Source organism: Sandaracinaceae bacterium, assembly GCA_020633055.1.
Classification (GTDB): Bacteria; Myxococcota_A; Polyangia; order Polyangiales; family Houyiibacteriaceae; genus JADJJE01.
Window position 1 is genome coordinate 506,904 of the sequence record JACKEJ010000004.1, and the last position, 23,144, is coordinate 530,047.

21 protein-coding genes are annotated in these 23,144 nt (G+C 70.8%); 13 read left to right on the plus strand and 8 right to left on the minus strand.

Annotated features, from left to right (window positions below; all coding sequences use genetic code 11):
- The first annotated feature begins 139 nt into the window (after nucleotides 1-139).
- On the plus strand, nucleotides 140-2,029 hold the full coding sequence (locus H6726_01975) for an RNB domain-containing ribonuclease (GenBank protein ID MCB9656388.1): 1,890 nt from the start codon (nucleotides 140-142) through the stop codon (nucleotides 2,027-2,029).
- Between the two features lie 12 nt (nucleotides 2,030-2,041).
- Here H6726_01975 and H6726_01980 read toward each other — a convergent pair whose 3' ends face one another.
- A complete protein-coding gene (locus H6726_01980; GenBank protein ID MCB9656389.1) occupies nucleotides 2,042-2,449 on the minus strand; it encodes a DUF1330 domain-containing protein in 408 nt (135 codons plus the stop codon).
- Between the two features lie 70 nt (nucleotides 2,450-2,519).
- Here H6726_01980 and H6726_01985 point away from each other — a divergent pair, with 70 nt between their 5' ends.
- Nucleotides 2,520-3,617: a hypothetical protein gene (locus H6726_01985; protein MCB9656390.1), complete on the plus strand. Its 1,098-nt coding sequence runs from the start codon at nucleotides 2,520-2,522 to the stop codon at nucleotides 3,615-3,617.
- A gap of 2 nt (nucleotides 3,618-3,619) precedes the next feature.
- On the opposite strand, the gene H6726_01990 is transcribed toward H6726_01985, so the two are convergent.
- The 6 genes from H6726_01990 to H6726_02015 all read right to left on the minus strand — a co-directional run bounded on the left by H6726_01990 (nucleotide 3,620) and on the right by H6726_02015 (nucleotide 7,342).
- The gene (locus H6726_01990) at nucleotides 3,620-4,075 is read right to left on the minus strand and encodes a hypothetical protein (protein MCB9656391.1); all 456 of its coding nucleotides are present in this window, start codon (nucleotides 4,073-4,075) and stop codon (nucleotides 3,620-3,622) included.
- A gap of 161 nt (nucleotides 4,076-4,236) precedes the next feature.
- Nucleotides 4,237-4,851, minus strand: a complete 615-nt coding sequence (locus H6726_01995) for a hypothetical protein (GenBank protein MCB9656392.1) — start codon at nucleotides 4,849-4,851, stop codon at nucleotides 4,237-4,239.
- A gap of 56 nt (nucleotides 4,852-4,907) precedes the next feature.
- Nucleotides 4,908-5,531, minus strand: coding sequence for a DUF1697 domain-containing protein (locus tag H6726_02000; GenBank protein MCB9656393.1), 624 nt, complete (start codon nucleotides 5,529-5,531; stop codon nucleotides 4,908-4,910).
- Nucleotides 5,528-6,187 carry a hypothetical protein gene (locus H6726_02005; protein MCB9656394.1) on the minus strand — a complete coding sequence of 220 codons (660 nt, stop codon included), beginning with the start codon at nucleotides 6,185-6,187 and terminating at the stop codon, nucleotides 5,528-5,530. The genes H6726_02000 and H6726_02005 overlap by 4 nt, the downstream gene beginning before the upstream one ends.
- Complete coding sequence (locus H6726_02010) at nucleotides 6,184-6,807, minus strand: riboflavin synthase subunit alpha (GenBank protein ID MCB9656395.1); 624 nt, start codon at nucleotides 6,805-6,807, stop codon at nucleotides 6,184-6,186. The genes H6726_02005 and H6726_02010 overlap by 4 nt, the downstream gene beginning before the upstream one ends.
- Nucleotides 6,808-6,928: 121 nt before the next feature.
- Nucleotides 6,929-7,342 carry an Hsp20/alpha crystallin family protein gene (locus tag H6726_02015; GenBank protein ID MCB9656396.1) on the minus strand — a complete coding sequence of 138 codons (414 nt, stop codon included), beginning with the start codon at nucleotides 7,340-7,342 and terminating at the stop codon, nucleotides 6,929-6,931.
- Nucleotides 7,343-7,636: 294 nt separating this feature from the next.
- Here H6726_02015 and H6726_02020 point away from each other — a divergent pair, with 294 nt between their 5' ends.
- The 5 genes from H6726_02020 (at nucleotide 7,637) to rnr (ending at nucleotide 15,849) form a co-directional block, all read left to right on the plus strand.
- A complete protein-coding gene (locus H6726_02020) occupies nucleotides 7,637-8,779 on the plus strand; it encodes a hypothetical protein (GenBank protein ID MCB9656397.1) in 1,143 nt (380 codons plus the stop codon).
- 64 nt (nucleotides 8,780-8,843) lie between these two features.
- Entirely contained in the window at nucleotides 8,844-9,524 is a 681-nt protein-coding gene (locus tag H6726_02025; protein ID MCB9656398.1) for a hypothetical protein, read from the plus strand.
- Entirely contained in the window at nucleotides 9,521-11,665 is a 2,145-nt protein-coding gene (locus H6726_02030) for a hypothetical protein (protein MCB9656399.1), read from the plus strand. The genes H6726_02025 and H6726_02030 overlap by 4 nt, the downstream gene beginning before the upstream one ends.
- Nucleotides 11,666-11,904: 239 nt before the next feature.
- Nucleotides 11,905-13,110: a PQQ-like beta-propeller repeat protein gene (locus tag H6726_02035; GenBank protein ID MCB9656400.1), complete on the plus strand. Its 1,206-nt coding sequence runs from the start codon at nucleotides 11,905-11,907 to the stop codon at nucleotides 13,108-13,110.
- Between the two features lie 93 nt (nucleotides 13,111-13,203).
- Entirely contained in the window at nucleotides 13,204-15,849 is a 2,646-nt protein-coding gene (gene rnr / locus H6726_02040; GenBank protein MCB9656401.1) for a ribonuclease R, read from the plus strand.
- 4 nt (nucleotides 15,850-15,853) lie between these two features.
- On the opposite strand, the gene H6726_02045 is transcribed toward rnr, so the two are convergent.
- Nucleotides 15,854-17,164: a thymidine phosphorylase gene (locus H6726_02045; protein MCB9656402.1), complete on the minus strand. Its 1,311-nt coding sequence runs from the start codon at nucleotides 17,162-17,164 to the stop codon at nucleotides 15,854-15,856.
- 101 nt (nucleotides 17,165-17,265) lie between these two features.
- On the opposite strand from H6726_02045, the gene H6726_02050 reads away from it, so the two are divergent.
- The 6 genes from H6726_02050 to H6726_02075 all read left to right on the plus strand — a co-directional run bounded on the left by H6726_02050 (nucleotide 17,266) and on the right by H6726_02075 (nucleotide 23,039).
- The gene (locus H6726_02050) at nucleotides 17,266-18,201 is read left to right on the plus strand and encodes a hypothetical protein (protein ID MCB9656403.1); all 936 of its coding nucleotides are present in this window, start codon (nucleotides 17,266-17,268) and stop codon (nucleotides 18,199-18,201) included.
- A gap of 34 nt (nucleotides 18,202-18,235) precedes the next feature.
- Nucleotides 18,236-18,991: a 3-oxoacyl-ACP reductase FabG gene (fabG, locus tag H6726_02055; GenBank protein ID MCB9656404.1), complete on the plus strand. Its 756-nt coding sequence runs from the start codon at nucleotides 18,236-18,238 to the stop codon at nucleotides 18,989-18,991.
- Between the two features lie 6 nt (nucleotides 18,992-18,997).
- Entirely contained in the window at nucleotides 18,998-19,624 is a 627-nt protein-coding gene (locus tag H6726_02060; GenBank protein ID MCB9656405.1) for a hypothetical protein, read from the plus strand.
- Nucleotides 19,617-20,720: a hypothetical protein gene (locus H6726_02065; GenBank protein MCB9656406.1), complete on the plus strand. Its 1,104-nt coding sequence runs from the start codon at nucleotides 19,617-19,619 to the stop codon at nucleotides 20,718-20,720. The genes H6726_02060 and H6726_02065 overlap by 8 nt, the downstream gene beginning before the upstream one ends.
- 35 nt (nucleotides 20,721-20,755) lie before the next feature.
- Nucleotides 20,756-21,403 carry an outer membrane lipoprotein carrier protein LolA gene (locus H6726_02070; protein MCB9656407.1) on the plus strand — a complete coding sequence of 216 codons (648 nt, stop codon included), beginning with the start codon at nucleotides 20,756-20,758 and terminating at the stop codon, nucleotides 21,401-21,403.
- Between the two features lie 208 nt (nucleotides 21,404-21,611).
- Nucleotides 21,612-23,039, plus strand: coding sequence for a hypothetical protein (locus tag H6726_02075; GenBank protein MCB9656408.1), 1,428 nt, complete (start codon nucleotides 21,612-21,614; stop codon nucleotides 23,037-23,039).
- The last annotated feature ends 105 nt before the right edge of the window (nucleotides 23,040-23,144 follow it).

Sequence of the window (23,144 nt, forward strand, 5' to 3'; positions counted from 1 at the left end):
TGGGTCATCAGGGAGAGGGGTGATTGTGTGAGGCGTGCGACGTCGTCCATAACATGAACCTTCGGTCATAATATATTGGCACCAAGTGCCGCGAGGTCAAGGGGCCCCGGTCGTTTTCGCGGGCTGCTATGGTCCCCGGGTGCGCTCCACCCTAGTGGCCATGGTCGTCGAGGAAGCTGGTCAGCTCAAGCTCCGCGATGCGTTTCGACCCGAGCGAGCCGTGCTCTCGATCGCGCTAGCCGCGCACGCCGAGCCCGTGGCGACGCCCACCGGCGACGAAAGCGTCCCCTCGCCCCTCGACGAACCAGGTGCCCAGCGGGCGGGCGACGTCTCCGATCTCGCGGCGGGCGACTGGGTGGTCGCACAGCTCGACCCCAGTGACGGCGCAGGGACCTCGGGCAGCGCCCACGTGACCGAGCGCCTGGCCAGCGCGGGCTCGGCGCGCGCGCACCTCTACGGCATCGCGGCGGATCACGGGCTCGATCCCGTGTTCCCGGACGAGGTGCAACGCGAGGTCGAGCAGCTGGTCCGCGATCCGGGGCTGACCGACCCGGAGCTCACGGACTACCGCGCGCTGGGCTTCGTCACCATCGATGGCGAGAGCTCGCGTGATCTCGACCAGGCGGTCCACGTCGCGCGCGAGGGCGACGGCTACCTGCTGCGCTACGCCTTGGCCGACGCCGCACACTACGTGCGCCCCGGGACGGCGCTCTTCGAAGAGGCGCTGCGGCGAGGCGCCAGCTACTACCTCCCCGGATTCATGGTGCCCATGCTGCCGCGCGCGTTGAGCGAGGGCATCGTGTCGCTCAACCCCCACGTCGACCGACGCGCCCTGGTGTTCGAGCTGCACCTCGACCCGCGCGGCGTGTGCACGGCGACGCGCGTCGTGCGCGGCCTCGTGCACAGCCACGCCAAGCTCTCGTTCGAGCGCGCGCAGGCATACCTCGACGACCCCTCGGGCGCACCCTTCGAGGACCCGGCGATCGACGAGAACCTGATGCTCCTGGGTCACGTGGGCCGCCTGCGCATGCGCGAGGCCGAGCACCGCGACGTGGTGCGCTACCGACGCGAGGAGATCTCGCTCGACATGGGCGCGGCGGGCCTGACGCTCTCCGTGCACCTGCACCCGCGGCTCGAGATAGAGCGCTACAACGAGCAGTGCTCCCTCCTGTGCAACGTCGAGGGCGCCAAGCTGCTGCGCGCCGGGAGCGACGACGCGAACCACGAAGGGGCTTCAGAGGTGCAGGCCGTGTACCGGGTGCACCCAGCGCCGGAGCGCGACAAGGTGCGTCGCTTCGAGCGGCTGCTGGCCGCGCTGGTACGCTTGCACGACCTCGACCCAGCGCGCTTCTCCTGGTCCGAAGATGGCGGCGTCCCGCTCGCGGAATTCCTCGACGCCTTGCCGACCGAAGGGCGCCTCGGCGACCTGGCGCGCGCCATCCACAGGCAAGCCGTCATGGTGAACGTCCGCAGCGAGTTCCGCGACGAGCCTGGCCAACACCATGGGGTGGGGGCCGAGGTGTACGCGCGCTTCTCCGCGCCAATGCGCGAGATCGTCGGCGTGTTCCTGCACAAGGAGCTGTGGGAGCTGTTGTCGGGAGAGGCCAGCACGGCCGAGCTCATCGCGCGCGACCAGGCCCTGCGGGAACGCATCGTGGAGCGCTCGAACCAGGCGAAGACCGTCCAGGGCCGCATCAACCAGCTGTCGCACCTCTACGTGCTGGACCAGCTCTTCGCCGAGGACCTGGCGCGCCCGCTGGCCCAGCGCGCGTGCTACAGCGGCATCGTGATGGGGCTCACGCACCAGAAGGTCCACGTGACCTTCGATGCGCCACCCGTCGACGTGAAGCTGTATGTGGACGACCTGGTGCAACAGCTCGACAGCGAGCTCGTGCTGAGCGACGGGGGCGCCTCGCTGCGTCGCAAGAGCGGCCGTGGTGTGTGCCGTATCGGCGAACCCGTGCGCGTGCGCGTCGACCGCTGGGACGCGTCGCGTAAGCGCTTCGTCCTGCACATGGACGTCGCCTGACGCAACGCAGCGCTATCCCTCACGGGCGCAGATCAACCGCGCGTCGAGCAGGCCCGCGGTGCGGTGTACCGTCTCGCGCTGATACGAAGGGGCCATGACCATGCTCAGGAAGGCCCCGCGGCTCGGATAGCGTACGATCAGCACCTCATCCCACGACTCACCGGGCGGAGCGATGGGACACGAGAGCGCCGGCCCATGGAAGATCACGTCCCCACCGGCCGCGCGGACAGCGGGCAGCGCGTGCACGGCGTAGCGCGCGTAGGCGTCCCGGCCGGCGCACGGCGCGTGGCCGCTGCCCTCGGGATACTGGGCGTCTTCCCTGAAGCGCAGCAGGTTCAGCATGACGAGCGGCTCGCCGTCGGGGACGTCGCGCGCGAGCGCGCGGAAGCTCTCGGGTGTGGGGTCGACCGAAGTACGCATGAGTAGACGGTACATCGATTCGCCCGCTGGTGACTTGACCGGGCGATGGGAACGGCGGAATCCTCCCGGCATGACGTCCCGCCGCCCCCCCTCGGTCCGAACCTTCGCGCTCGCAAGGCTCTCGACGCTGGCCTCGCTCGCCGCGCTCTCGTCCCTCGGAGGCTGCGCCGAGTCACACGTACTCGACCCGCTCGATGGGGACGTGGTGTTCTTCGACGGCGCCGTCCTGTTCGATGGTGCCGTCCTCCCCGACGGAGCCGTCCTCCCCGACGGAGCCGTCCTCCCGGATGGCGCCACCTTTCCGGATGGCGCCGTCCTGCCCGATGGTGGCGCGCCCATCGACATCGGCATCCACCCCGTCGACACGGGTGTGCTCCCCGACCTCGGCGGACCCGCAGATCAAGGCGCGGACCTCGGACCGCCGCCACCGGAATGCGTGAGTGACGACGAGTGCGAGGACGACGACGACTGTACGGCCGACTCGTGCGAGGCGGAGCGCTGTGTGCACGACAACCCCGACGCCACGTGTGACCGCTTCGCTGGCGCGCAGTGCGGGGGTGCGCTCGCCACTGCGTTGCTCACGACGAACCGCACGTTCTGCATCCCTGGCTTCGCCATCAGCAACCCAGCGATCGGTGATGTGTCGCTCTGCCAGGGGCGCCGATGCAACCCGACGGACGCCAACTTCGGCTGCCTCATCACACTCGAGAGCCAAGGCGACCCGGTGACGCTCCCCTCACCAGACGAGCTTCACGTCTCTGGGCGCATCTCGCGCATCTCGGGCTCGGTGGCCTTCACCGGCTCCATCCCCAGCCCCATCGGAGGCGGCACGATCCCGCTGAACTGCAGCGTCTCGTTTGGCGTGGGCAGCGGCCTGCCGCTGAGCGCGGACCTGTCCCTCTCGGAGCGTCAGATGTGTGAGACGGATCGCGACCTGATGGCCAGCGCGGACGTCGACCTGTCCATGATGAGCATCCGCCTGTCTGGCACGGGCTTGAACGCCATCCTCTGTGGCGTGGTCGACTCGGCCGTCGCGGGGCAGGTCAGCCAGCTCTTCGCCGGCCTCGAACCCGCGCTCGAGACGGGCATTCGCATCGCGCTCGACAGCCTCGATTGCGGAACCTGCGATGGTGACTGCCCGGCGGGCCTCACCTGCGTCACGCGCTGACGTCAGACCCCGACGTGGGTGTCCCAGGCCGCGAACACGAAGTGGGCGAGTCGTACGTAGGCCAAGCAGGGGTCGGTGCTGTTCAGCATGATCGGGCCGTTCTCGCGAAACCAAAGCGATGGACCCCGGTCGTTGTAGCGCTCGGACTCGACCTGCCAGTGGGGTTCGTTGGGGAAGGCCGCGAGGGGTTCGCAGCGCGGCATCTGTCCGAGCCCGGTGACGAGACGCGCGAACGACGCCCGCTCGGAAGCGTCCAACGTGAAGCGTCGCGGCACGGGATGCGCACGGGTCTCGTCGGCCCGCACACCCGCTACCGTGGTTCCCGTCGCGTCGGACAGGACCCGAACGTCCAGGTGGTGACGCTGGCCCTGGAAGTCGAAGAATACGACCACGTGCATGTCGGCAGGGAGCTCGTCCTCCGGACCGAGCGCGTCGGTGGAGCTGGTGGACGCGGTCACGGTTTCCCCCGTAGCGGCGGGCTCGGCGGCCGGTTCCTGCGAGGGAGAAGCTCCCGAGCCACAGCCCACGATGAGCAGCACGAGGGTCCACGGCGTCGAACGATGGAGGACATGCATGCAGCACGGTACGCCGTGGTCGGGTGCGCCGTCGAGCGCGACCATCACGAGAAGCCGCGCGGGAGCCCGGGACGCGGGACGACGCTGTCGCGTCGCCCAGCATGGTCTGGAGCGCGGAGCCGCTCCGCCCCACCGTCCGGCTCCTGACGCCCGCGCTCCGGCGTCCCCACACGCTCCGCCGCAGCGAGGACGACCTGCGACCCAGCGCACCCCGAGACGGCGGGCTCCGGCATCCGCGCGAGCTCCGAAGCGCCGGGTGACACGCCCACCGTCGTCGCCCGATAGGCGCCCAGATGCACCTCACGCGCGCGCTTTGCGAGCGCCGCAGCCTCCGCCGCGCTGAGCGCCCCGACCCGCGCGAGCCACGCGAAGAAGAACGGGAGCGCGCGGACCACGGACGCGCGCAGCGCATCGAAGCCATAGAGCTCCCCGGGTAGATGCACCCCAGCGAACGCCTCCACCGGGAAGTCCACCCAGGAGGCGAGCCGCAAGCGCTCGAAGTACTCGATGGTGAAGACGGCGGCGGCATGCAGCGCGTCCTCGGGGATGTCCGCGAAGCCGTGGCACCGCACAAAGGCATCGGCGCGCGTGGAACGGTCCGACGCGAGCACGGAGGGCAGCGCACATTGGGTCGGCGGCTCGGAGACGGGGTGGGTCACGCCTGCTTGTCGGGCGCGCTTGCGGCGAGTTGCGCGCGCCCGCGCGGATCACCACTTCAGCGCGGCACCGAGGGGTGCAGCAGCTCGCCCAGCTTCACCGCGGTGCGCCAATTGCGGGTGGTCACGGGTGAGCCCGCGGCGCGGTCGAGCACGTTCGGCGTGAGCTTCGAGCGCGCCGACCCACCCGCGTAGTCAATCAGCAGGGCGCCGCCGTGCACCGCCACGCGCTCGCCGGCTCCGGCCCGCTCTCTCAGGGCATCGAGCACATCGACCGCGAGCGGCGCCTGGCTGAGCCCGAGCATCAGCCGGTTCGGGTGGTGCGCGATGGCATCCGCGAACGGTGGCTGCTCGAGGTAGCCGGCCCATGCTGCGGCCGTCCGCACGATGACGGGGACGCTGAACCCGAGGTGTTCGTGCAGCAACCCCTCGACGGCGCGCTCCAACAGCGCGTGCGGCTCGACGTCGCGCTCGCGCCGAGAAGACCGCCCCTGCGACTTGTCGCGGCGCCGCCCAGCGTCCGCGTCGCCGCTGGCCAAGGTGCCCACCACGTTGCCGCTGTTGATGTAGGTCGCCACCTCCGTGAGCCCGGCCAGCGCCGCGAGCTGGCGCAGCTGCGCCATGGGCACCTTCTTGTGTCCGCTGACGTTCACGCCGCGCAGCAACACGACCACGCGGCTCATACGCGCAGCGAGCTCACCATCTGCTGCGCGGCCGCGCGCGCAGCATCGAACGCGTCTTCGGGCCCCTGGGCGGTCAGCACGAAGATGCGCTCGCCGACCCCGAAGCGCGCGTGCCACTGACGTTGCGGCACGCCCCGATGCTCGTAGGCGACCTCCACCACGCTGTGGGTCTCGTGGTCTTCCCGTGCGAGCAGGGCGCGGCCGGCGGTCACCAGCGCGTCCACGCTCGGGCACAGCTCGGGCGCGTAGGGGCCTGCCACGAACACCAGACACCCAGCTCCAGCCTCGTCCCCCTGCGCCTCGGGGAGTAGGTCGAACAGAAAGGGCCCCTCGCGATCGGGCGAGGCGACCCGGAACCCGTCCGGCCACGCACACACGAAGTCGCTCGTCTCGAGCCTGAAGGGACCCGCGTAGTCGGTGTCGACGGCCGCCATCAGGTCGTGCAGCCCCCGAGCGCCCCCGTCCACCACGTAGCGCAAGGAGTCGCCCACCACACGCAGCCGCGCGAGCATGCCGCGGTGCACCACCTCGACCCCCTCGTCGGTAGGTGTCAGGACGAAGGGCGCCTTGGGCACCAGCGCGACGCGGTGCCCAGCGATGCGCACGTGCGCCTGAACGTCCGCGACCTGGCTACGAGCCGAGGAGTCGGGACTCACGAGCGCCCCTCGCCGAGCCGCGCGGCCAGTACCCGCTCGACGGTGTCCACGATGGCCACGGTGCGCGGGTCGAGCTCGATGTTGACCAAGTCGCCCACCGCACGGGTCCCGAAGTTCGTCAGCCGCAGCGTCTCGGGGATGAGGTGCAGCGTGAAGCCGTCCGGAAACGTGCGCCCGACGGTGAGGCTCGACCCGTCCACTGCGATGAAACCCTTCGGGAGAACATAAGCCATCCACGCCTCGGGGACACGTACGCGCACGGACACGTCGTGGCCATCGCGCGAAAGCGCGACGATCTCGCCGCGCCCGATGACGTGACCCGCGACATCGTGTCCTCCAAGCTCGTCGCCGATGCGCAGACTACGCTCCACGCTCACGTTCCGTCCTGGTGCCAGGGTGTCGAGCGTCGTGAGGTCGAGCGTCTCCTGGATGGCGTCGAAGTGTACCCGCGATCCCTCGAGCGCGACGACGGTCTGACAGACCCCGTCGATGGCCACGCTGGCGCCTAGCGTCAGGCCAGCGCTCAACTCGGCGCCGAGGTCCACCACGTAACGCAGCAGACCGGGTTCGCGGGAGACCTCGACGACGGGGAAGAGGCCGCGTGTGATGCCGCTGTACATCGGGGGGTCATAGCAGGCGCGCGCGCTCGCAGCCCGTGCGGGTTGTTTGCGACTGCACGCGGCACGTGTGCGAGCGCCCCCCGACTTCGCGGACCTCACGGCCGGGGGGCACCTCGAGACCTCAGGCCGCGTGCACGGCGATCTTGCGGGCCCCCGGGGCGTCACGCTTGGGCAGCGTCACGCGCAGCACACCGTCCGCGAGCTTGGCGTCGATGGCGTCCGCGTCGACCGTCTCCGGCAGCGTGAAGGAGCGGCGGAACGTCCCGCGGAAGCGCTCGACGTGGCGGAAGCCCGTGCTCTCGTCCGTGGACTCCTGGGCGTCTTGACGCTCGGCCTGCAGCGTCAGCACGTTCTTCTCCACGTTGACGCTCACGTTGTCCGGTGAGACGCCCGGCAGCTCGGCCAGGATCTCGTACGCCTCGGGGCGCTCGTGGATGTCCACCGCCGGGCGCAGGTACCCGTCGTTGACGGGCCCACGGCGACGCGCGGGGACGGTGCGGTAGAAGTCGGCGAAGGGGTCGAAGAGGGTCAGCATGGCGTAGGTCTCCATGGCCGCGCAGCAGGCGCGCAGCCGGTCGAAGGGGGTGTCGGTGTGGTCCCAAGCGGGCCGTTCAGGTCCGAGTGGGGCCGTGTTCCGTGACTCGCAGCCAAGCTAAACACGGCCGTTTCGGTGTCAACCGCGCCAGCGCAGAGCCATCGCGACCTGCCGCTCACACCCAGTCGCCGTTCTCGGGCGTCTCGCGTATCCTGTCGTTGAATATCGAGACGAGCCCCGCGTCTCACCCTGAACTTTTTGCGTTCGCGCGCGCACGCGCCTGGGAGCCCACTCATGAAGCACGTCCGCTGGTCCATCCTGCTCACGCTCGTCACCGTGTCGCTCTTGGCGTCGGGCTGCATCGTCACGACCGACGCTCCGCCGTTCGCGCCCTTCGGTAGCGATGTCACGGTGAGCGGCGAGTGGGACGTCGATGGCGCTGCCCCGACCGTCGCGTCGTGCGGCGACATCGTCACCATCCGCGCGCTGGTGTGCGAGACCTCGACGGGCGCCAACTGTGTCCCCAACGCGAACCTCACGTTCGCGTGCGCCACCGGAGCGTTCGACACACGTCCCACCCCGCTGCTCGCCTTCGGCACCTACTACGTCGTATGGGAGGCCCTCAACTCGAGCGGTGCTCGGCTGCAGTCGTCGGCGCCCACGCGCCTGGACGCGCTGACCTCGCACGCCGTGTTCCCCATCCCCGACTTCGCGCGGGGCACGTCCGGGTTCGACCCCTCGGGCACCGACGTATCCCTGGACGGCATCTGGGACGTGAACGGCGCAGAACCCACGCCAGCGTCGTGCGGGGACATCGACGCGGTGCGCGTCGTCATCTGCCAGACATCGGCCGCGACCAGCTGCTGGACCTCGGCCGCGCTCACCTTCCCGTGCGAGGACGGCGGCTTCGATACCCGCCCGACGCGTGTGCTGGCCGCCGGCTCCTATCACTCGCTGTGGGAGGCGCTGGACGTGAACGGCAACGTGCTGCAGGAGACGGCGCCGCTGCCGTTGGTGGTGAGTGGTCACGCAACGCTGGCCACACCCGACTTCGACGGTGCGCTGCCACCCACCAGCGTCACGGTGCAGATCCGGTTCCAACAGAGCCCCAACAGCCTGCAGTTCCTCACGTGTAGCGGCGCCATGATCGCGAGCAACCAGTTCTCTTACTCGCTGCACGAGGGCTCGCTCGTGTCGGACCCGGTCATCGTGCCGTCCACCAGCCAGAGCTGCGCCACGAGCAGCGACGTCTTGTTCACGGAGAACGCGAACTTCACCTTCGACGCCGAGCCCTACACGCTGCACGTCACCGCGGAGGAGACCGTCAGCAACTGCACCAGCGCATGGGACGGAAAGTGCACGTTCACGCTGACCCTCAACACCTCGAACGTCATCACCTGCGACGCGACGGTGAGCACGTTCGGCCCAGGCTGCTGACGCTCGCCCACGCGGGTCGTGCGGCGGCTTTGCATGCCGTGACCCGCGTGCTTACATCCTAGCCGTGTTCCGTTTCCCGCGCCTGATGCCGCTCACTCGGGGGTTGCTCATCGCCACCGCGGTGAGTTTCGTGCTGCACGCCGTGGTGCAGGTCTGGGTGCGATCCCCGTGGGGGTTGATCCTCGCGCTCCAGACCCACGCGGCGAGCCCATGGACGGCGCTACAGGTCGTGACTCACCCGCTCGCGTGGCGCATCGGCCCGGGCTCGCCCGTGTCGCTCCTGATGCAGTTGGTGTTCACCTGGTGGGCCGTGTCACCGTTCGAGGAACGCTATGGCGCCAGGGCCACCGCGCAGCTGCTGTCGTTCGCGACGGTCGCGGCGGGTGTGCTCGCGGCGCTGGCTGGTCTCGTGTCCCCCCCCGACATCGTCGCTGGCCCGGGGACCTGGATGCTCGCTGGCTGGGCCGCGCTCGGGTGGAGTCTGCGCCATGCGACGCTCGACTTCGCGGGGCTGCAGGTGCGCGGGGTCGCGTACCTGTGGGCGGCGCTCATCATGGTGGCGCTGTCCTTCTTGACAGACCCACGCCTGCCCACCCTGTTCGCCGAGCTCGCGGCCATCGGTGCTGGTGTCGCGTTCGTCGCGTACCGCCGGCGCCGGCTACCCGCAACGCGCACGTCGTCGGTCGTATCCATCGGTGCGGCGCGTGCGGCACGTGACAAGAAGAACAAGGAGTGGCTGAATTGACCGTCACGCACCCGCGCCCCGCCGTGGCGCTGGCCTTGTCGCTGCTCCTGCTCGGGCTCGCCGGTTGTGAGGGCTGCGGCTGCGAGCAGAGCCGGCTCGTCACCTTCGGACTCGACGCGGGGCCGCGCCCCGGACAGTCGGCCCCCGTGGCGAACGTCCCGACGCTGGAAGGAGACGGGGCGAGCCGTGGCGACTTCGTCCCGAGCGCCGCGCGTATCCTGCCCGCCGGTACACAGCGGGTGGAGCTGAGCGGCGAGCCCGTCGCGGTCGCCGATGGTGAGCTGCGCGCCATCCTGCTGGTGGACGTGGACGGCGATGGCGATCAAGACGCCTACGTGCTGCACACGCGCGGGACCCAGGCGCCGAGCCCTGCGGCACCCGCGAGCCCGCAGACGGACGGAACGGGTCGCGGCGGCGCTCCGAACGCCTCCTCCACCGCGGCGCCGCGCAGCACCCCACCAAGCACCCCGGCGGAGCTGGTTCTGTCGCTGGCTCGGGTGGGAGGCCCCCTCTCGCTCTCCGAGCTGGGCCAACTCGCGGTCCCGGCCGGCTGCGCGCTGGAGCAAGCGCACGGGGAGACGCTGGCTCCGACGTTGATCTCGCTGGGCGCTCAGTTCGCATGCCCGACGGGACCTGCGTCGTTGAGCGCCGTAGCCAGCGTGGAGCCGCAGCCACGCCTGATGGAGCGCGTGTCGCTGCTGCCGCCCGTTCCCGCGGCCGGTTCCGCCCCGTCGACCGACAACCCCGGCGCTGAGGCCGCGACCGCCACGGTGCAGCCCCTCTCACTCGCGCTGCGCGCGGAGGACCGCAACGCGGACGGCGCGGCGGATCTGGTCGCCCGCGTTGCCCTCGGCGCCGGAGAGGACGCGGTGAGCGTCGAGCTGCAGTGGATGGTGGGCGCGAGCGGGATGTCGCGGGACCGCGCCGAACCCGAGGCTACGCTGCGCAGCCTGGCCAACGCGGCCGCGGACCCTCTCACACGCCAGCCCGAGGTGGCGATGCGTGGAGCGCAGCGGGTGCTCGCGCTGCATGGAGCCCTGTGCAGCGAGAGCGGGGCCGCGCGGATTCAGCTCGGGAGCGTGACGGGCCTGCCTTGCGGACGCTCACGAGGCGCTGGCAAAGCCGCCGCGGTCGTCGCCGCCGCGCACGCGCAGGCCGGAGACGTGTTCGAGACCGCCGCGGCCCTCGACCGCCTCGAAGACCCTGCGATCGCGTTGAGCGACGCGGAGCGCCGAATGGTGACGCGCGCGCTGGGGCGGGCGCCAGGGCCGCGAGGCCTCAGCATGCGCAAGCTGGCCGACGTCGCGGGGCGGGCGGGGCTCGACTTCCTCGACGAGCACCACGTGCAGCTGCCTGGGGGGCGCGTCGTGTCGCTCCGCGAGCCCGCCACATCGAACGGCACCTCGGCCTCACCGAGCCCGGCTCCGACGCCCGCACCCCCGGGGTCACCCGAGGCCGTAGCGGCGGACGACGCCCAGCCGTCGAGCCCGCCGCTCGCGGAGACGGTGGAACCCGTGGCGACCGACGGAAACAGCACGGGGGACGCCCCCGGCGCGTCGCTGCCTCCTCCCCGTCCCAACGCCGGCCTGATCGTGGACCCGAGCGGGCGCTTCCGCGTTCAGCGGCTCGGCCGCGGGTGCGCCAGCTACGTCGTGGAGCTCGCCGCCCTCGACCCCATCCTACATGGACCACCGCGAGTCGCGCCGCTCGGACCGCTCGACGCCCCGCGCTGCAGCGCCGACACGCCACCCACCCTCGAGGCGCCCGACGATGGCGGTTTCACGGCCCTTGGCTGGGCCCCGCAAGGCCTCCTGCTCGCGCGTGGCGCGGCGCTGTGGGTGGTGCCCCTCACGGACGAGGCGCGACCCGCTGGCGACCCGTTCTCGCTCGACGCTGACACCCTGCCGCCCGCCCCGGTGAACGGGCCGGGCATCTCGCGCGATGGCACGCGCTACGTCACGGCGCTCCCGATGGGGTTGGTGCTGCACACGCTCGGCCCCGACGCCAGCGTGACACTCCTCCGGCCCACGGGCTGGGGAGACCTGCCAAGCGACGCGCCCGTGCGTGGCCTCGCCATGTCCCCAAGCGGCCGAGCAGCGGTGGTGCAGCGGGGCGGCGCGGTGTATTTGCTGACGTGGTGACGCGCATACGGCATGCTCTTTCCCACCTGCGCCCACGCGCGGAGAAGACCTTGAACCACCCCTGCTCAGCACTCCGGCCCAACCGCCTCGTCGCGTCCACGCCCGCTCATGGCCCCTCTCGGAGCCGCACGCGAGGCCAACGCCGCGACAGTGTGCTGGGGTGGTCCCTGGGGCTGTGGGTGCTCGCCGCGAGCCTCGCAGGTTGCGCGGGTCGAGAGCCGCGTCCCGCCACGCCCTGTATGTCGGACCGCGAGTGTGACGGGTCGGACCGCATCTGCCATGAAGGGCGCTGCCGCTTCTTGTCGGAGGTGCGTGCGGAGCTTGCCACGGAGCCGGAGCCCGCACCCGAGGCCGACGCCGGAGCCACGCACGAGCCCGACGCCGGGGTCACCCCCACGCACGAACCGCTCGCCACACCGGTCGCGCTCGGCCTACCCATGTTCATGGGCGACCCCCGTCACACCGGCCGCAGCCCTCACGAGGGCCCCGCGCGCGCGCCGAGCGAACGCTACAGCTACGCCACCAGCGGCCGCGTGTTCGCCAGCATCGTGGTGCACGACGACGTCGCCTACGTGGCGGCGCTCGGACGCGCGCTGTCCGCTGTCGGCCCCGACGGGTCGCTGCGCTGGCGCTTCAGCGCGAGCGGGCGCCTCTACGCGACCCCCGCCGTGGCACCCAACGGCGTCGTGTACGTCGCGAGCGACGACGGGGTGTTGGTGGGCCTGCGCCCCACGGGTCAGGTGGCCTTCAGGGTCAGCTTGGGCCGGATGCTGGACGCCAGTCCCACCCTGGGGCCCGACGGGATGGCGTATGTCGCGGGTGACGGGGTCTTCGCGCTCACCCCCGAGGGGCGCGTGGCGTGGCAGGTGGCGAGCGCCAGCCACATCCGCAGCAGCCCCGCGCTGCACCCCGACGGGTTTCTGGTGGTGGGCACCGCCGAGGGAGTGGTGCGTGCCATCGGGCTCGACGGGCGTCCTCGCTGGGAGGCCCAAGTAGGCGCGAACATTGACGGAAGCGCCGCCATCGGGGACGACGGGACCATCTACGTCGGCAACGACGCGGGCTTCTTGATCGCGTTGACCCCTGGCGGTGGGGTCCGATGGCGCTATGAAACGGGCGCGGACATTCGAGCCACCCCGGCGATCGCCGCTGACGGCACCGTAGTCGTCGGCTCCTATGACCACCATGTCTACGCCATCCGACCGGATGGCTCCCTCCGCTGGCGCGTGGCCACTTCGGGACGCGTGCGCAGCTCCGCCCTCTTGGATGCGAACGGTCGCATCTACGTGGGATCCCAAGATGACTCCATCTACTGCCTCTCGCCCGAAGGCGAGGTCCTCTGGCAGCACAACATCGGCCAGGACGTGGACGCCACGCCCGCGCTGGGCCCCGACGGAACCCTGTTCGTCGGCGCCGACGACGGACGCCTCCACGCCCTCCGCTAGAGCACCGCTTCCAATGAATCGGTGTCGTAACTCGCACCGCGCCGAGAACGCCCACGAGGGGCCGCGCGCCGTGACGAGAACAGAAAGAATTCCATGACGAACATTGATCCCGACGACGTCCTGCGCGTCCTCCGCACCCGTGCACCCCGTGCCCTCCAGCTGGGCGAGCTCCAGAGCCGCCTGTTCGAGAGCCCTGAAGCGGCCAAGGCCGCGCGCGGCGAGCTGCTCGCCGTGCTGGACACGCTCTGTGTGAGCGGTGCAGCCCAGGAGATGCCTGGCCTGCGCTTCCGCTTCAAGGCCCCCACACCCAAGGAGCCCCCGGCTCCCCCCGCGGCGGGCGCCAAGGCGGGCAAGCCCAAGAACAAGATGGTCGTGCGCGACCGCAAGGAGGCCCGGCGTGAAGAGCGCGGAGCCGGCGGCCTTGGCCAAGGCCAGGACCAGGGCCGTCGCGGCGGCGCGCCTTCATTCCGTGATGCGCGCTCGCAGCCCGCGCCCGAGGCGCCTCGCACCCCGTGGCAGCGCCCTGCGGCACGCGCCGCGTCCGTGGCGGGCTACTTGACCGTGACCCCGCGCGGCTTCGGCTTCGTCGCCGCGGAGGACGGGGGCCCCGACGTGTTCGTGGCGCCCACCGCGATGGGCGCGGCCCTGCACGGCGACAAGGTCGAAGTGGTGACGCAGCCCTCGCCCAAGGGACGCGAGGGACAGGTGGTGGGCATCCTCGCCCGCCGTGCCCCGCGCGTGACGGGGACCCTGCGCGGTGTCGGGCAGCGCCCCTACCTGGAGCCCGACGACCTGCGCCTGCGCGGGCCACTCGAGCTGGTCGCGCCTCCGCCCGAAGGCGCCAAGGACGGCGATGTGGTGGACGCCCAGATCGTCCGCTTCCCGCAAGACGCCCACGAGCGCCCGGGTGTCATGGTCGAGGGGGTCCTCGGCGTACAGGGCATCACGGCCGTCGAGGTGGCCAAGATCAAGATCCGCGAGAACGTCCAGGAGGAATTCCCGGCTGCGGTCATGGCCGAGGCCCAAGCCATCCCCAACCGCGTGTCCGCGGCGGACAAGCAGGGGCGCGAGGACCTGCGCGACTACGACCTATGCACCATCGACCCCGTCGATGCACGGGACCACGACGACGCGCTCTTCATCGAGCGCCTGAAGGGCGGCGGGTACCACGTCATCGTCGCGATCGCCGACGTGTCCCACTACGTCCGCCTCGGGACGGCGATCGACGAGGAGGCCCAGGCGCGCTGCACCAGCATCTACCTGCCGGACCGCGTCATCCCGATGCTGCCGCACGAGATCAGCAGCAACCTCGCGTCGCTCGTGCCCAAGCGCGACCGCTTGTGCCTCGCCGTCGACATGACCCTCGACGCGCAGGGGCGCGTGACCTCGCACCGCTACGTGGAGGGGCTCATGCGCTCACGCGCGAAGCTCACCTACGGGGGCGTGGCCGACGCGCTGGGCCTGACCGAGACGGGCGGCGTGAAGCAGCCGGCGGCGCGCGAGCGGCTGCCCATGCTGGAGGCGCTGCTGGAGCTGTCGCGCGTGCTGCGCAAGAAGCGCCTGGAGCGCGGCGCGCTGGACTTCGACCTGCCCGAGGCGCGCGTGAAGCTCGACGAGCAGGGCGAGCCCCTCGACGTCGTCCGCTCGCGGCAGGACCCTGGCGTGCGCGAGGCCTACCGCGTGGTGGAGGAGATGATGCTGCTGGCCAACGAGACGGTCGCCACCGACCTCTCGCAGCGCAACATCCCCGCCATCTACCGCACGCACGGCGCGCCCGCGGTGGAGAAGCTCGAGACCTTCTGCGAGCTGGCCACGTCCCTGGGCGAGCCGCTGGACCCGGAGGCGGCGCAGGACCCCAAGCAGCTGACGGAGTTCCTGGCGCGCATCGAGGGCGAGCCCGCGGCGCCGGTGCTGCGCTACCTGCTGCTGCGCGCCATGCAGCAGGCCATCTACGACACCAACGACGTGGGTCACTTCGGCCTCGCGGCGAAGCACTACCTGCACTTCACGTCGCCCATCCGGCGCTACCCCGACCTGGCCGTGCACCGCGTGGTGCGCGCGCTGGCGCGTGGCGAGTACGTCGACGGGGCGCTGCTGCTGCCGATGCTGCGCAAGATGGCAGCCCGCAGCAGCCAGCTGGAGCGTCGGGCCATGACGGTGGAGCGCGACGTAGTGGCGCTCTATCGCTGCCTCGTGATGCGCGACAAGGTCGGCGAGGAGCTGCACGCGACCATCAGCGGCTTGGACGAGAGCGGCTTCTACGCCAGCATCGACAGCCCGTTCGTGGACGTGTTCGTGCCGTGTGAGCGGCTCACGGACGACTACTACGCGGTGGACCGGCTGGGCGTGCGCCTGGTGGGGCAGCGCGGTGGGCGCGTGTTCGAGATGGGGCAGGCCGTGACGGTGCGCGTGGCGAGCGTCAACCTGGAGCGCCGGCGCGTCGAAGCCGAGCTGGTGGGCGTGGACGAGGAGCGACGCCGGCCGGGAGGACGCGGTCGCTCCCGGTCGCCCGAGGGTGAAGAGAGCACCGGCGGGTCAGGCAAGGGCGGCAAGCGCGAGAAGAGCGGCCATGGGGGTCGTGGCGGCGCGCGCGGGGGTCGCTCGGACGGCGACGGCTCGGGCAAGCGCCAGGGTGCCTCCGGCAAGGGCAAGGGCGGCGCCAAGGGCGACAAGGGCACGCCGAAGAAGGGCAAGGGTGGTGGAAAGGCCGGCGGCGGCAAGCGCAAGGGCAAGCGCTGACCGCTCAGCGCGTGATGCGCTCGATGACCAAGGGGGGCTGTGAAACCGGGCGCGGCCCCAGCTGAAACGCGTCGCGCACGCGCGCGAGGTGACGGGCCTGCCCTCGTCGCTGGTTGACGTGGAGGAACGCCAGCGGCGCGCCCTTCGCGACCCGCTCGCCGACCACCGCCGCCAACTCGATCCCCACCCTAGGGTCGACCACGTCTTCGGTGGTCGTCCGCCCGGCGCCGAGCGCGACGCCGACGAGCCCCAGCTCCAGCGCGTCCACCGCCTGCACGGTGCCCCCGCGGGGGGCCAGCACCGCCATCCGCACCTTCGCGCGCGGCAGGCGGTCGGGCTCCGAGACCACGCGCGCGTCGCCTCCTTGTGCGGCGATCATGCGCTCCGTCAGGCGCGCCGCGCTGCCATCGCGCATGGCCCGCAGCAGGCGCCGCTGGGCCTCGGCGCGGCTCTTGGCGACGCCGCCCATCTGGAGCATCTCCACGCCCAGCGCGAGGGTGCACTCGAGCAGGTCGGCAGGACCATCCCCGCGCAGCGTGAGGAAGGCCTCCTCCACTTCGAGCGCATTGCCGATCATCTTGCCCAGCGGGTCGTCCATTCGCGTGAGCAACGCGCGTACGTCCTTGCCCGCCTTGTGCCCCACGCGCACCAGGCTCTTCGCCAGCACGCGCGCGTCGTCGACGTTCTTCATGAACGCGCCGCGCCCCACTTTCACATCCATCACGAGGCCGTCGAGCCCCTCGGCCAGCTTCTTCGACAGGATGCTACCCGTGATGAGCGGCACGGACTCGATCGTGGCGGTGACGTCCCGCAGCGCGTACAGGCGCTTGTCGGCTGGCGCCAGGTCCGCCGTCTGCCCGATGATGGCGCAGCCCAGCGTGGCCATCTGCTTGCGGAACTGCTTGGGCGTCAGATCCACATGGAAGCCGGGGATGGCCTCCAGCTTGTCGAGGGTGCCCCCCGTGTGGCCCAGTCCGCGCCCTGCCATCATGGGCACTGGCACGCCGCAGGCCGCGACGATGGGCGCCAGCGCGAGGCTGATCTTGTCACCCACCCCGCCCGTGGAGTGCTTGTCGATCTTCTTGCCCGGGATGGCCGAGAGGTCCATCACCCGCCCGCTGTCGCGCATGGCCAGCGTGTAGGCCGTCGTCTCGGCCGGGGTCATGCCGCGGAAGTAGATGGCCATGGCGAGCGCCGCCATCTGGTAGTCGGGCAGCTCTCCGCGTGCGTAGCGGTTCACCAGCAGGCGCAGCTCGTCCTCGCTGAACGCGCCGCCGTCGCGCTTGTGCGCGATCAGCTCGGGGACGGAACGGATCTCGGTCTTCTTTCGCATGCGCGCAGCCTATCGAACGCGCCGGGTCATCGCAGGTTTCCTGAAACGACCACGCCCCCCGCGCGACGTCGTATGGTGAGTCCATGACACGTTGGCCCGGTGCATCTCGCCTGCTCTCGCTGCTCGTCCTCGCCGCTGCGACGCTCGCCAGCTCGTGCGCCGGGCCGCGGGAGCTCACCTACCACCGCGTGCGCAGCGACCGGATGAGCGGGGCGCGCCTCAGCTACTCCGTGTGGCTGCCACCCGACTTCCGCGAGGACGAGCGCCTGCCGCTGATCACGTTCCTGCACGGCGGTGGTGACAGCCCGAACGCGTTCGACAAGCACGGCCTCTCCCAGCAGTTCCGCGAGGCCACCGCGCGCGGCGAGCTCCCACGGGCCGTGATCTTTTTTCCCCAGGGAGACAACGGCTTCTGGGCCAACTGGTACGACGGGTCGCGGATGTACCAAGACTGGATCCTGGAGGAGCTCATCCCCGAGGTGCAGCGGCGCTACCACACCCTGGCCTGCCCGGACGACTGCCACATCATGGGCGTCTCCATGGGCGGCTACGGGTCGCTGCGCTTGGTCATGGATCACCCCGGCCGCTTCGCGTCGCTCACCGCCGTGAGCGCGCCCATCTTCGACACCGAGCAGATGATGAACTTCGCGACCGACCGCATGACCCAGCTGTTCATCCCGGTGCATCGCGTGTGGGGCCCGGCCAATGAGCGCGAGATCCGCGGACGCGACCCGTTCCTGGTGTGGCGTCGTCCGAGCGACCTGCATGGCACGCGGCTGGCCATCCACTGGGGCAGTGACGACCGCGCGGGCATCAAGGACACCAACGAGCGGCTGCACACGCACCTGAGCGAGCGGCGCATCCCGCACACCGCCGCGGAGTACGAGGGCAACCACTCCTGGGTGAGCTGGAGCCCGGTCATCCAGGCGGCCATGCGCGCCCAGCTGGGCGGCGAGGCGGGCACTGGCCCCCCCGAGACGACCGTCGCGCCCACGCCGGGAGCGATGGCGGGCGAGTAGCGGAGGCGGCGTCCACCGGTCACAGTGCGGGCGCATGGAAGCAGCGAGCGCAGGCAGCGCCCCGGGCAGCAACAAGCCGTGGGCCTTGGTCACGGGCGGTAGCCGCGGCATCGGCGCCGCCATCAGCAAGGCGCTGGCCCAGGCCGGGCACCCCATTCTGCTGAACTACCGGAGCAATGACGCGGCGGCCGAAGCCGTGAAGGCCGAGATCGAGCGTGAGGGCGGGCGCGTGCGCCTGTTGCGCTTCGACGTGGTGGACCGCGAGGCGGCCTTCGCTGCCATCGACGCGCTGGTCGACGAGGGGCTGCCCATCGGCGTGCTGGTGAACAACGCGGGCGTGTCGGCCGACAACGCGTTCCCCATGATGACCCCCGAGCAGTGGGACCCCATCATGCGCGTCAACCTGGACGGCTTCTACAACGTCACGCAGAAGCTGGTCATGCCCATGATCCGCCTGCGCAAGGGGCGCATCATCAACATCTCGAGCGTGAGCGGCGTCATCGGCAACCGCGGCCAGGTGAACTACAGCGCGGCCAAGGCCGGCTTGATCGGGGCCACGAAGGCGCTCGCCATCGAGTGCGCCAAGCGTGGGGTGACGGTCAACGCGGTCGCGCCAGGGCTGATCGAGACGGACATGGTGGTGGACGCGCCCCTCGACATCATCAAGAAGCACATCCCCATGCGGCGCTTCGGGCAGCCCGAGGAGGTCGCGGCGCTGGTGGCGTTCTTGGCGAGCGACGCGGCCGGCTACATCACCGGGCAGGTCATCTCCATCAGCGGTGGGCTCTAAGGCGCGGTGCTGCGGGTCGTCCTGACCGTACTGAACATCGTGCTGGCGGTGACGTACCCGCTGGCCGTGTGGTGGTCGCTCACGCACACGAGCGCGCGCAACACCGGCCTGCTGGTGATGGTGGTGCTGGTACCGGGCATCGCGCTGCGGCTGCGAGGCAAGCAGCGCAGCGAGCTGTGGGCCGTGCTGCGCGTCCCGCTGGTGGTGCTGCTGGTGCTGCTGCTGGGCGTGGTCTTCGACGACGCGCGCTTCGTGTTCGCCATGCCCGTGCTCATCAACCTCGGGCTGCTGGCCACGTTCGGCAGCACGCTGCGCACGGACACCCCCCTCATCGAGCGCTTCGCGCGCCTGCAGTCACCCGAGCTCTCGGACGCGCAGCGCGCCCACTGCCGCCGCTGGACGGTGCGCTGGTGCGTGTTCTTCGTGCTCAACGGCGGGGTGGCGCTGGCGCTCGGGCTGCTGGCCGACGTCGCGACGTGGGCCACGTACACGGGTGGGGTCGCCTACGCCCTGATGGGCGCCATGTTCACCGCGGAATTCCTGGAGCGCCGCTACCGCTTCCGCGAGTACGGCGAGGGGCGCCTGTGGCCGCACGACTGGCTCCTGAAGAAGGTCTGGCCGCCGCATGCCTGAGCCGACCCAGCCCCAGGCCGACGAGCACCCGGACACATCTCCGGACGGTGCCCCCCTGACGGCCGCGCCACCGCCTGCGGCGCTCCCCGCTGCGCCCGCCGGCGGAAACCCCACGCCAGACGCCGTCGCAAGGCGGGCCGACTCGTCCGACGACGCAAAGCCCGCTGAGAGCGCTTCCCCGAGCCCCGCGTCCCCTGAGACGCGGCGCTGGCGCGACGTGTCGGAGCACGGCACCCGTCTCGGCATCAAGGCCGTCGTCGTGCTGGCGACCGTGTTCGGCCGCGGACCGGCCCGCCTGCTCGGCTTCTTCATCGCGCTCTACTACACGCTCACCTCGAGGGTCGCGCGCGAGACCGGCGACGAGCTGCGCCGCCGACTCGGGCTGCCGCTCGGCTTTCGCCCCGCGTTCCAGCACGTACGGCGCTTCGTGCAGTGCACCATCGACGCGCTGTTCTTCCTGCGCGGCAAGACGAAGCCCTTTCGCGTGACGCGCAACGGCAAGGAGCACCTGCAGCGCTTGCGGGACACGGGCCAGGGCGCTGTGCTGCTCGGCGCCCACGTGGGCAGCTTCTACGCGATGCGCATGCAGAGCACCCAAGAGGCGCTGCCGCTCTACCCCGTCGTCTACACGAAGCACGCGCGCCGCATCAACGACGTGCTCGAGAGCCTGGATCCCACCAGCCGCACACGACTGATCGAGATGAGCGGAGGCGACTCGATCGACTTCATGCTCGAGATCCGCGAGCGTGTGGAGGCGGGGGGCCTGGTGGCCATCCTGGGCGACCGCCCGCCCCCCGACGGGAAGACGGTGGTGGTGGACTTCCTCGGCGACAAGGTGGCGCTGCCGGCTGGTCCGTACATCCTCGCGGCCTCGCTGCGCTGCCCCGTGTACTTCACGGCAGGGCTGTACCGTGGCGGAAATCAGTACGAGCTGTACTGCATCCCCTTCGCCGAGCGTGTCGTGCTCCCGCGTGGCCAACGTCAGGAGGCCATCGCGCGCTATGCCCAGCAGTACGCCGACCTGCTGGCCGACTTCGTCCGCAAGGCGCCAGACAACTGGTTCAATTTCTTCGACTTCTGGGACACACCGCGGTGAAGAAAGCCGCCCCCGCGCCGTCCGACAGGCTCCGCATGCAACGCCTCCCCTCGCTCACCCTCACGCTGCTCGTCCTGCTGGCCACGCAGCTCGCGCCGCCCCCCGCCGCCGCTACGGCTCAGCGTGGCGCGCCCACCCTCGACCGCCTCCTCCAGGGCTTCCAGAGCATGCCCGGCCTGTCGGCGCGGTTCACGGAGGAGAAGCAGATCGCCCTCCTGTCCCGCCCGGTACGGAGCGAGGGCGTGCTGTACTTCACGCCCCCCGGCCGCCTGATGCGGCGCGTGACGGCCCCGACAGCGTCGGCGGCGCTCATCGAGGGCGACACCCTGACGTTCGTGGGGGACGGCCGCCGCGAGCAGATCCCGCTGGGGAGCAACGAGGTGGTGGGGGGCTTCGTGTCGTCCTTCCGACATGTGCTGGCGGGGGACAGGGCCGCCCTCGAGCGCACGTTCGCGCTGCAGTTCGAGGCCCTCGGGGGGCAGCGCTGGCGCCTGCGGCTGACCCCGCGCACCGACGCGCTGCGGCGCTTCCTGACGGAGATGGAGCTGGTGGGGACGGGCCCGGCCGTGGAGACGATGGTCATGCGCGAGGCGAGCGGCGACGTGACCACGACGACGTTCAGCGACGTGAACACGGCCCGACGCTTCACGGCCGACGAGGCGCGCGCGCTGTTCCGTCTCTGAACGATGACCCGGGGATCGGATGCCCTGAGTGACGCATGGGAGAGCCCCTGTGGGATCGCCCGAGGCCTCGACACCAAGGGGGCGAAGGTGACACCGACGTGACGACATCGTCCTGAACAGACCGGATTCGACGCACAGGTGACGAGCATCACGGACGCGTCACGTTTGCGTCACGTGGTTGACACACAAGGGGCGTAACCCCGGGCGCATGTCACACGCCACTTGGAACCGCGCCCTCGCGCTGACGACCCTGCTGCTCACCGCATCCGCGGCCCATGCGCAGCCCACCGCCCCCGTCGAGTCGGCCGAGGCCCCGCCTGCGGACGCCACGGACGCCCCCACCGAGTCCGAGGGGTCGGAGGCCACCACCGACGAAGCGGCGCCGCCCGCCGAGGTCGGCACGACCGCACCAGCCGAGGCTGCGGAGAGCGACGAAGACGCGGACGCCGCGCGCATCCCGGAAGGCGAGGAAGTACAGATGGGCCCCCACGCCATCGGGAACGATCGTGTGCGCTTCACGCCCGGCAGCGGCCTCGACCTGCGCAGCGACGACGGCGCATTCCGACTCCAGACCCGCGTGCGCGGCCAGTTCCTCTACGGGCTGACGGACGAGAGCGGCTCGATCCAGCACCAGCTCACGGCCCGCCGCGTGCGCATCGCGTTCAGCGGCAACTTCTTCGGCGAGGCCAACCGCTTCAAGCTGGAGCTCGCCATCTCCCCGAGCGACGACGGCATCCGCGACAACATCGCGTCGTCCACGCCGCGCAACACGCCGCTGCTCGATCTCTACTTCGAGTTCCGCCAGATCCGCGACTTCAACATCCGCGTCGGCCAGTACAAGCTGCCCAGCAACCGTCAGCGCGTGATCTCGTCGGGCGACCTCCAGATGGTGGACCGCGCCCTCATGAACAGCGAGTTCACGCTCGACCGCGACCTCGCCATCGACGCGCGGTCGGGTGACTTCCTCGGCCTCGGACTGCTGCGCTACGCGGCGGGCGTCTCGGTGGGTCGTGGCCGCGACAGCACGGGCTTCGAGGACTTCGACTTCCACTACTTCGCGCGCGTCGAGGTGCTCCCCTTCGGCATGTTCGACGACTACGAGGAGTCGGACTTCGAGCGCGCCGCCACGCCACGCCTGAGCATCGGCGCCATGTACTCGTTCCAGCACAACGCCATCGGCCTGAACCGCCAGACCAGCAACATGCCCGCCGACGGCGGCACGACGAACTACCACCTGTTCATCGCCGACGCGATCTTCAAGTACGCGGGCTTCTCCGCCCAGTGGGAGCTGGCCATCCGCACGGGCTCACGCAACCCCGGCGACGCCGTCGACGACATGGGCGTGCCCCTGCCCGTGACCGACCCACGCAACGGCCTCGGCACCATGCTCCAGGCTGGCTACCTGCTCCCTGGGCGCCGCATCGAGTTCAGCGGGCGCTACGGCGCCATCCGCCACCTCGGCATCGGCGGCGCCTCGAGCATCCCCGACGAGAGCGAGCTGGGCGTGGGGTTCAGCTACTACGTGGCGCAGCACCCCTTCAAGGTCCAGCTGGACTACTTCCGCCTGTGGGCGGGCCCGGGGACGCTGGACGACGGCGCGAACCAGTTCCGCATCCAGCTGCAGGGCTCCATCTGACGTAGACGAGGGTACGTTGTGCCCTCGCCAGCCCTGGACACAGATGAACCGTGCCTCACCTCGCGTGGGGCACGGTTTTCCCGTCACATGTCACGGAGTCTCCCG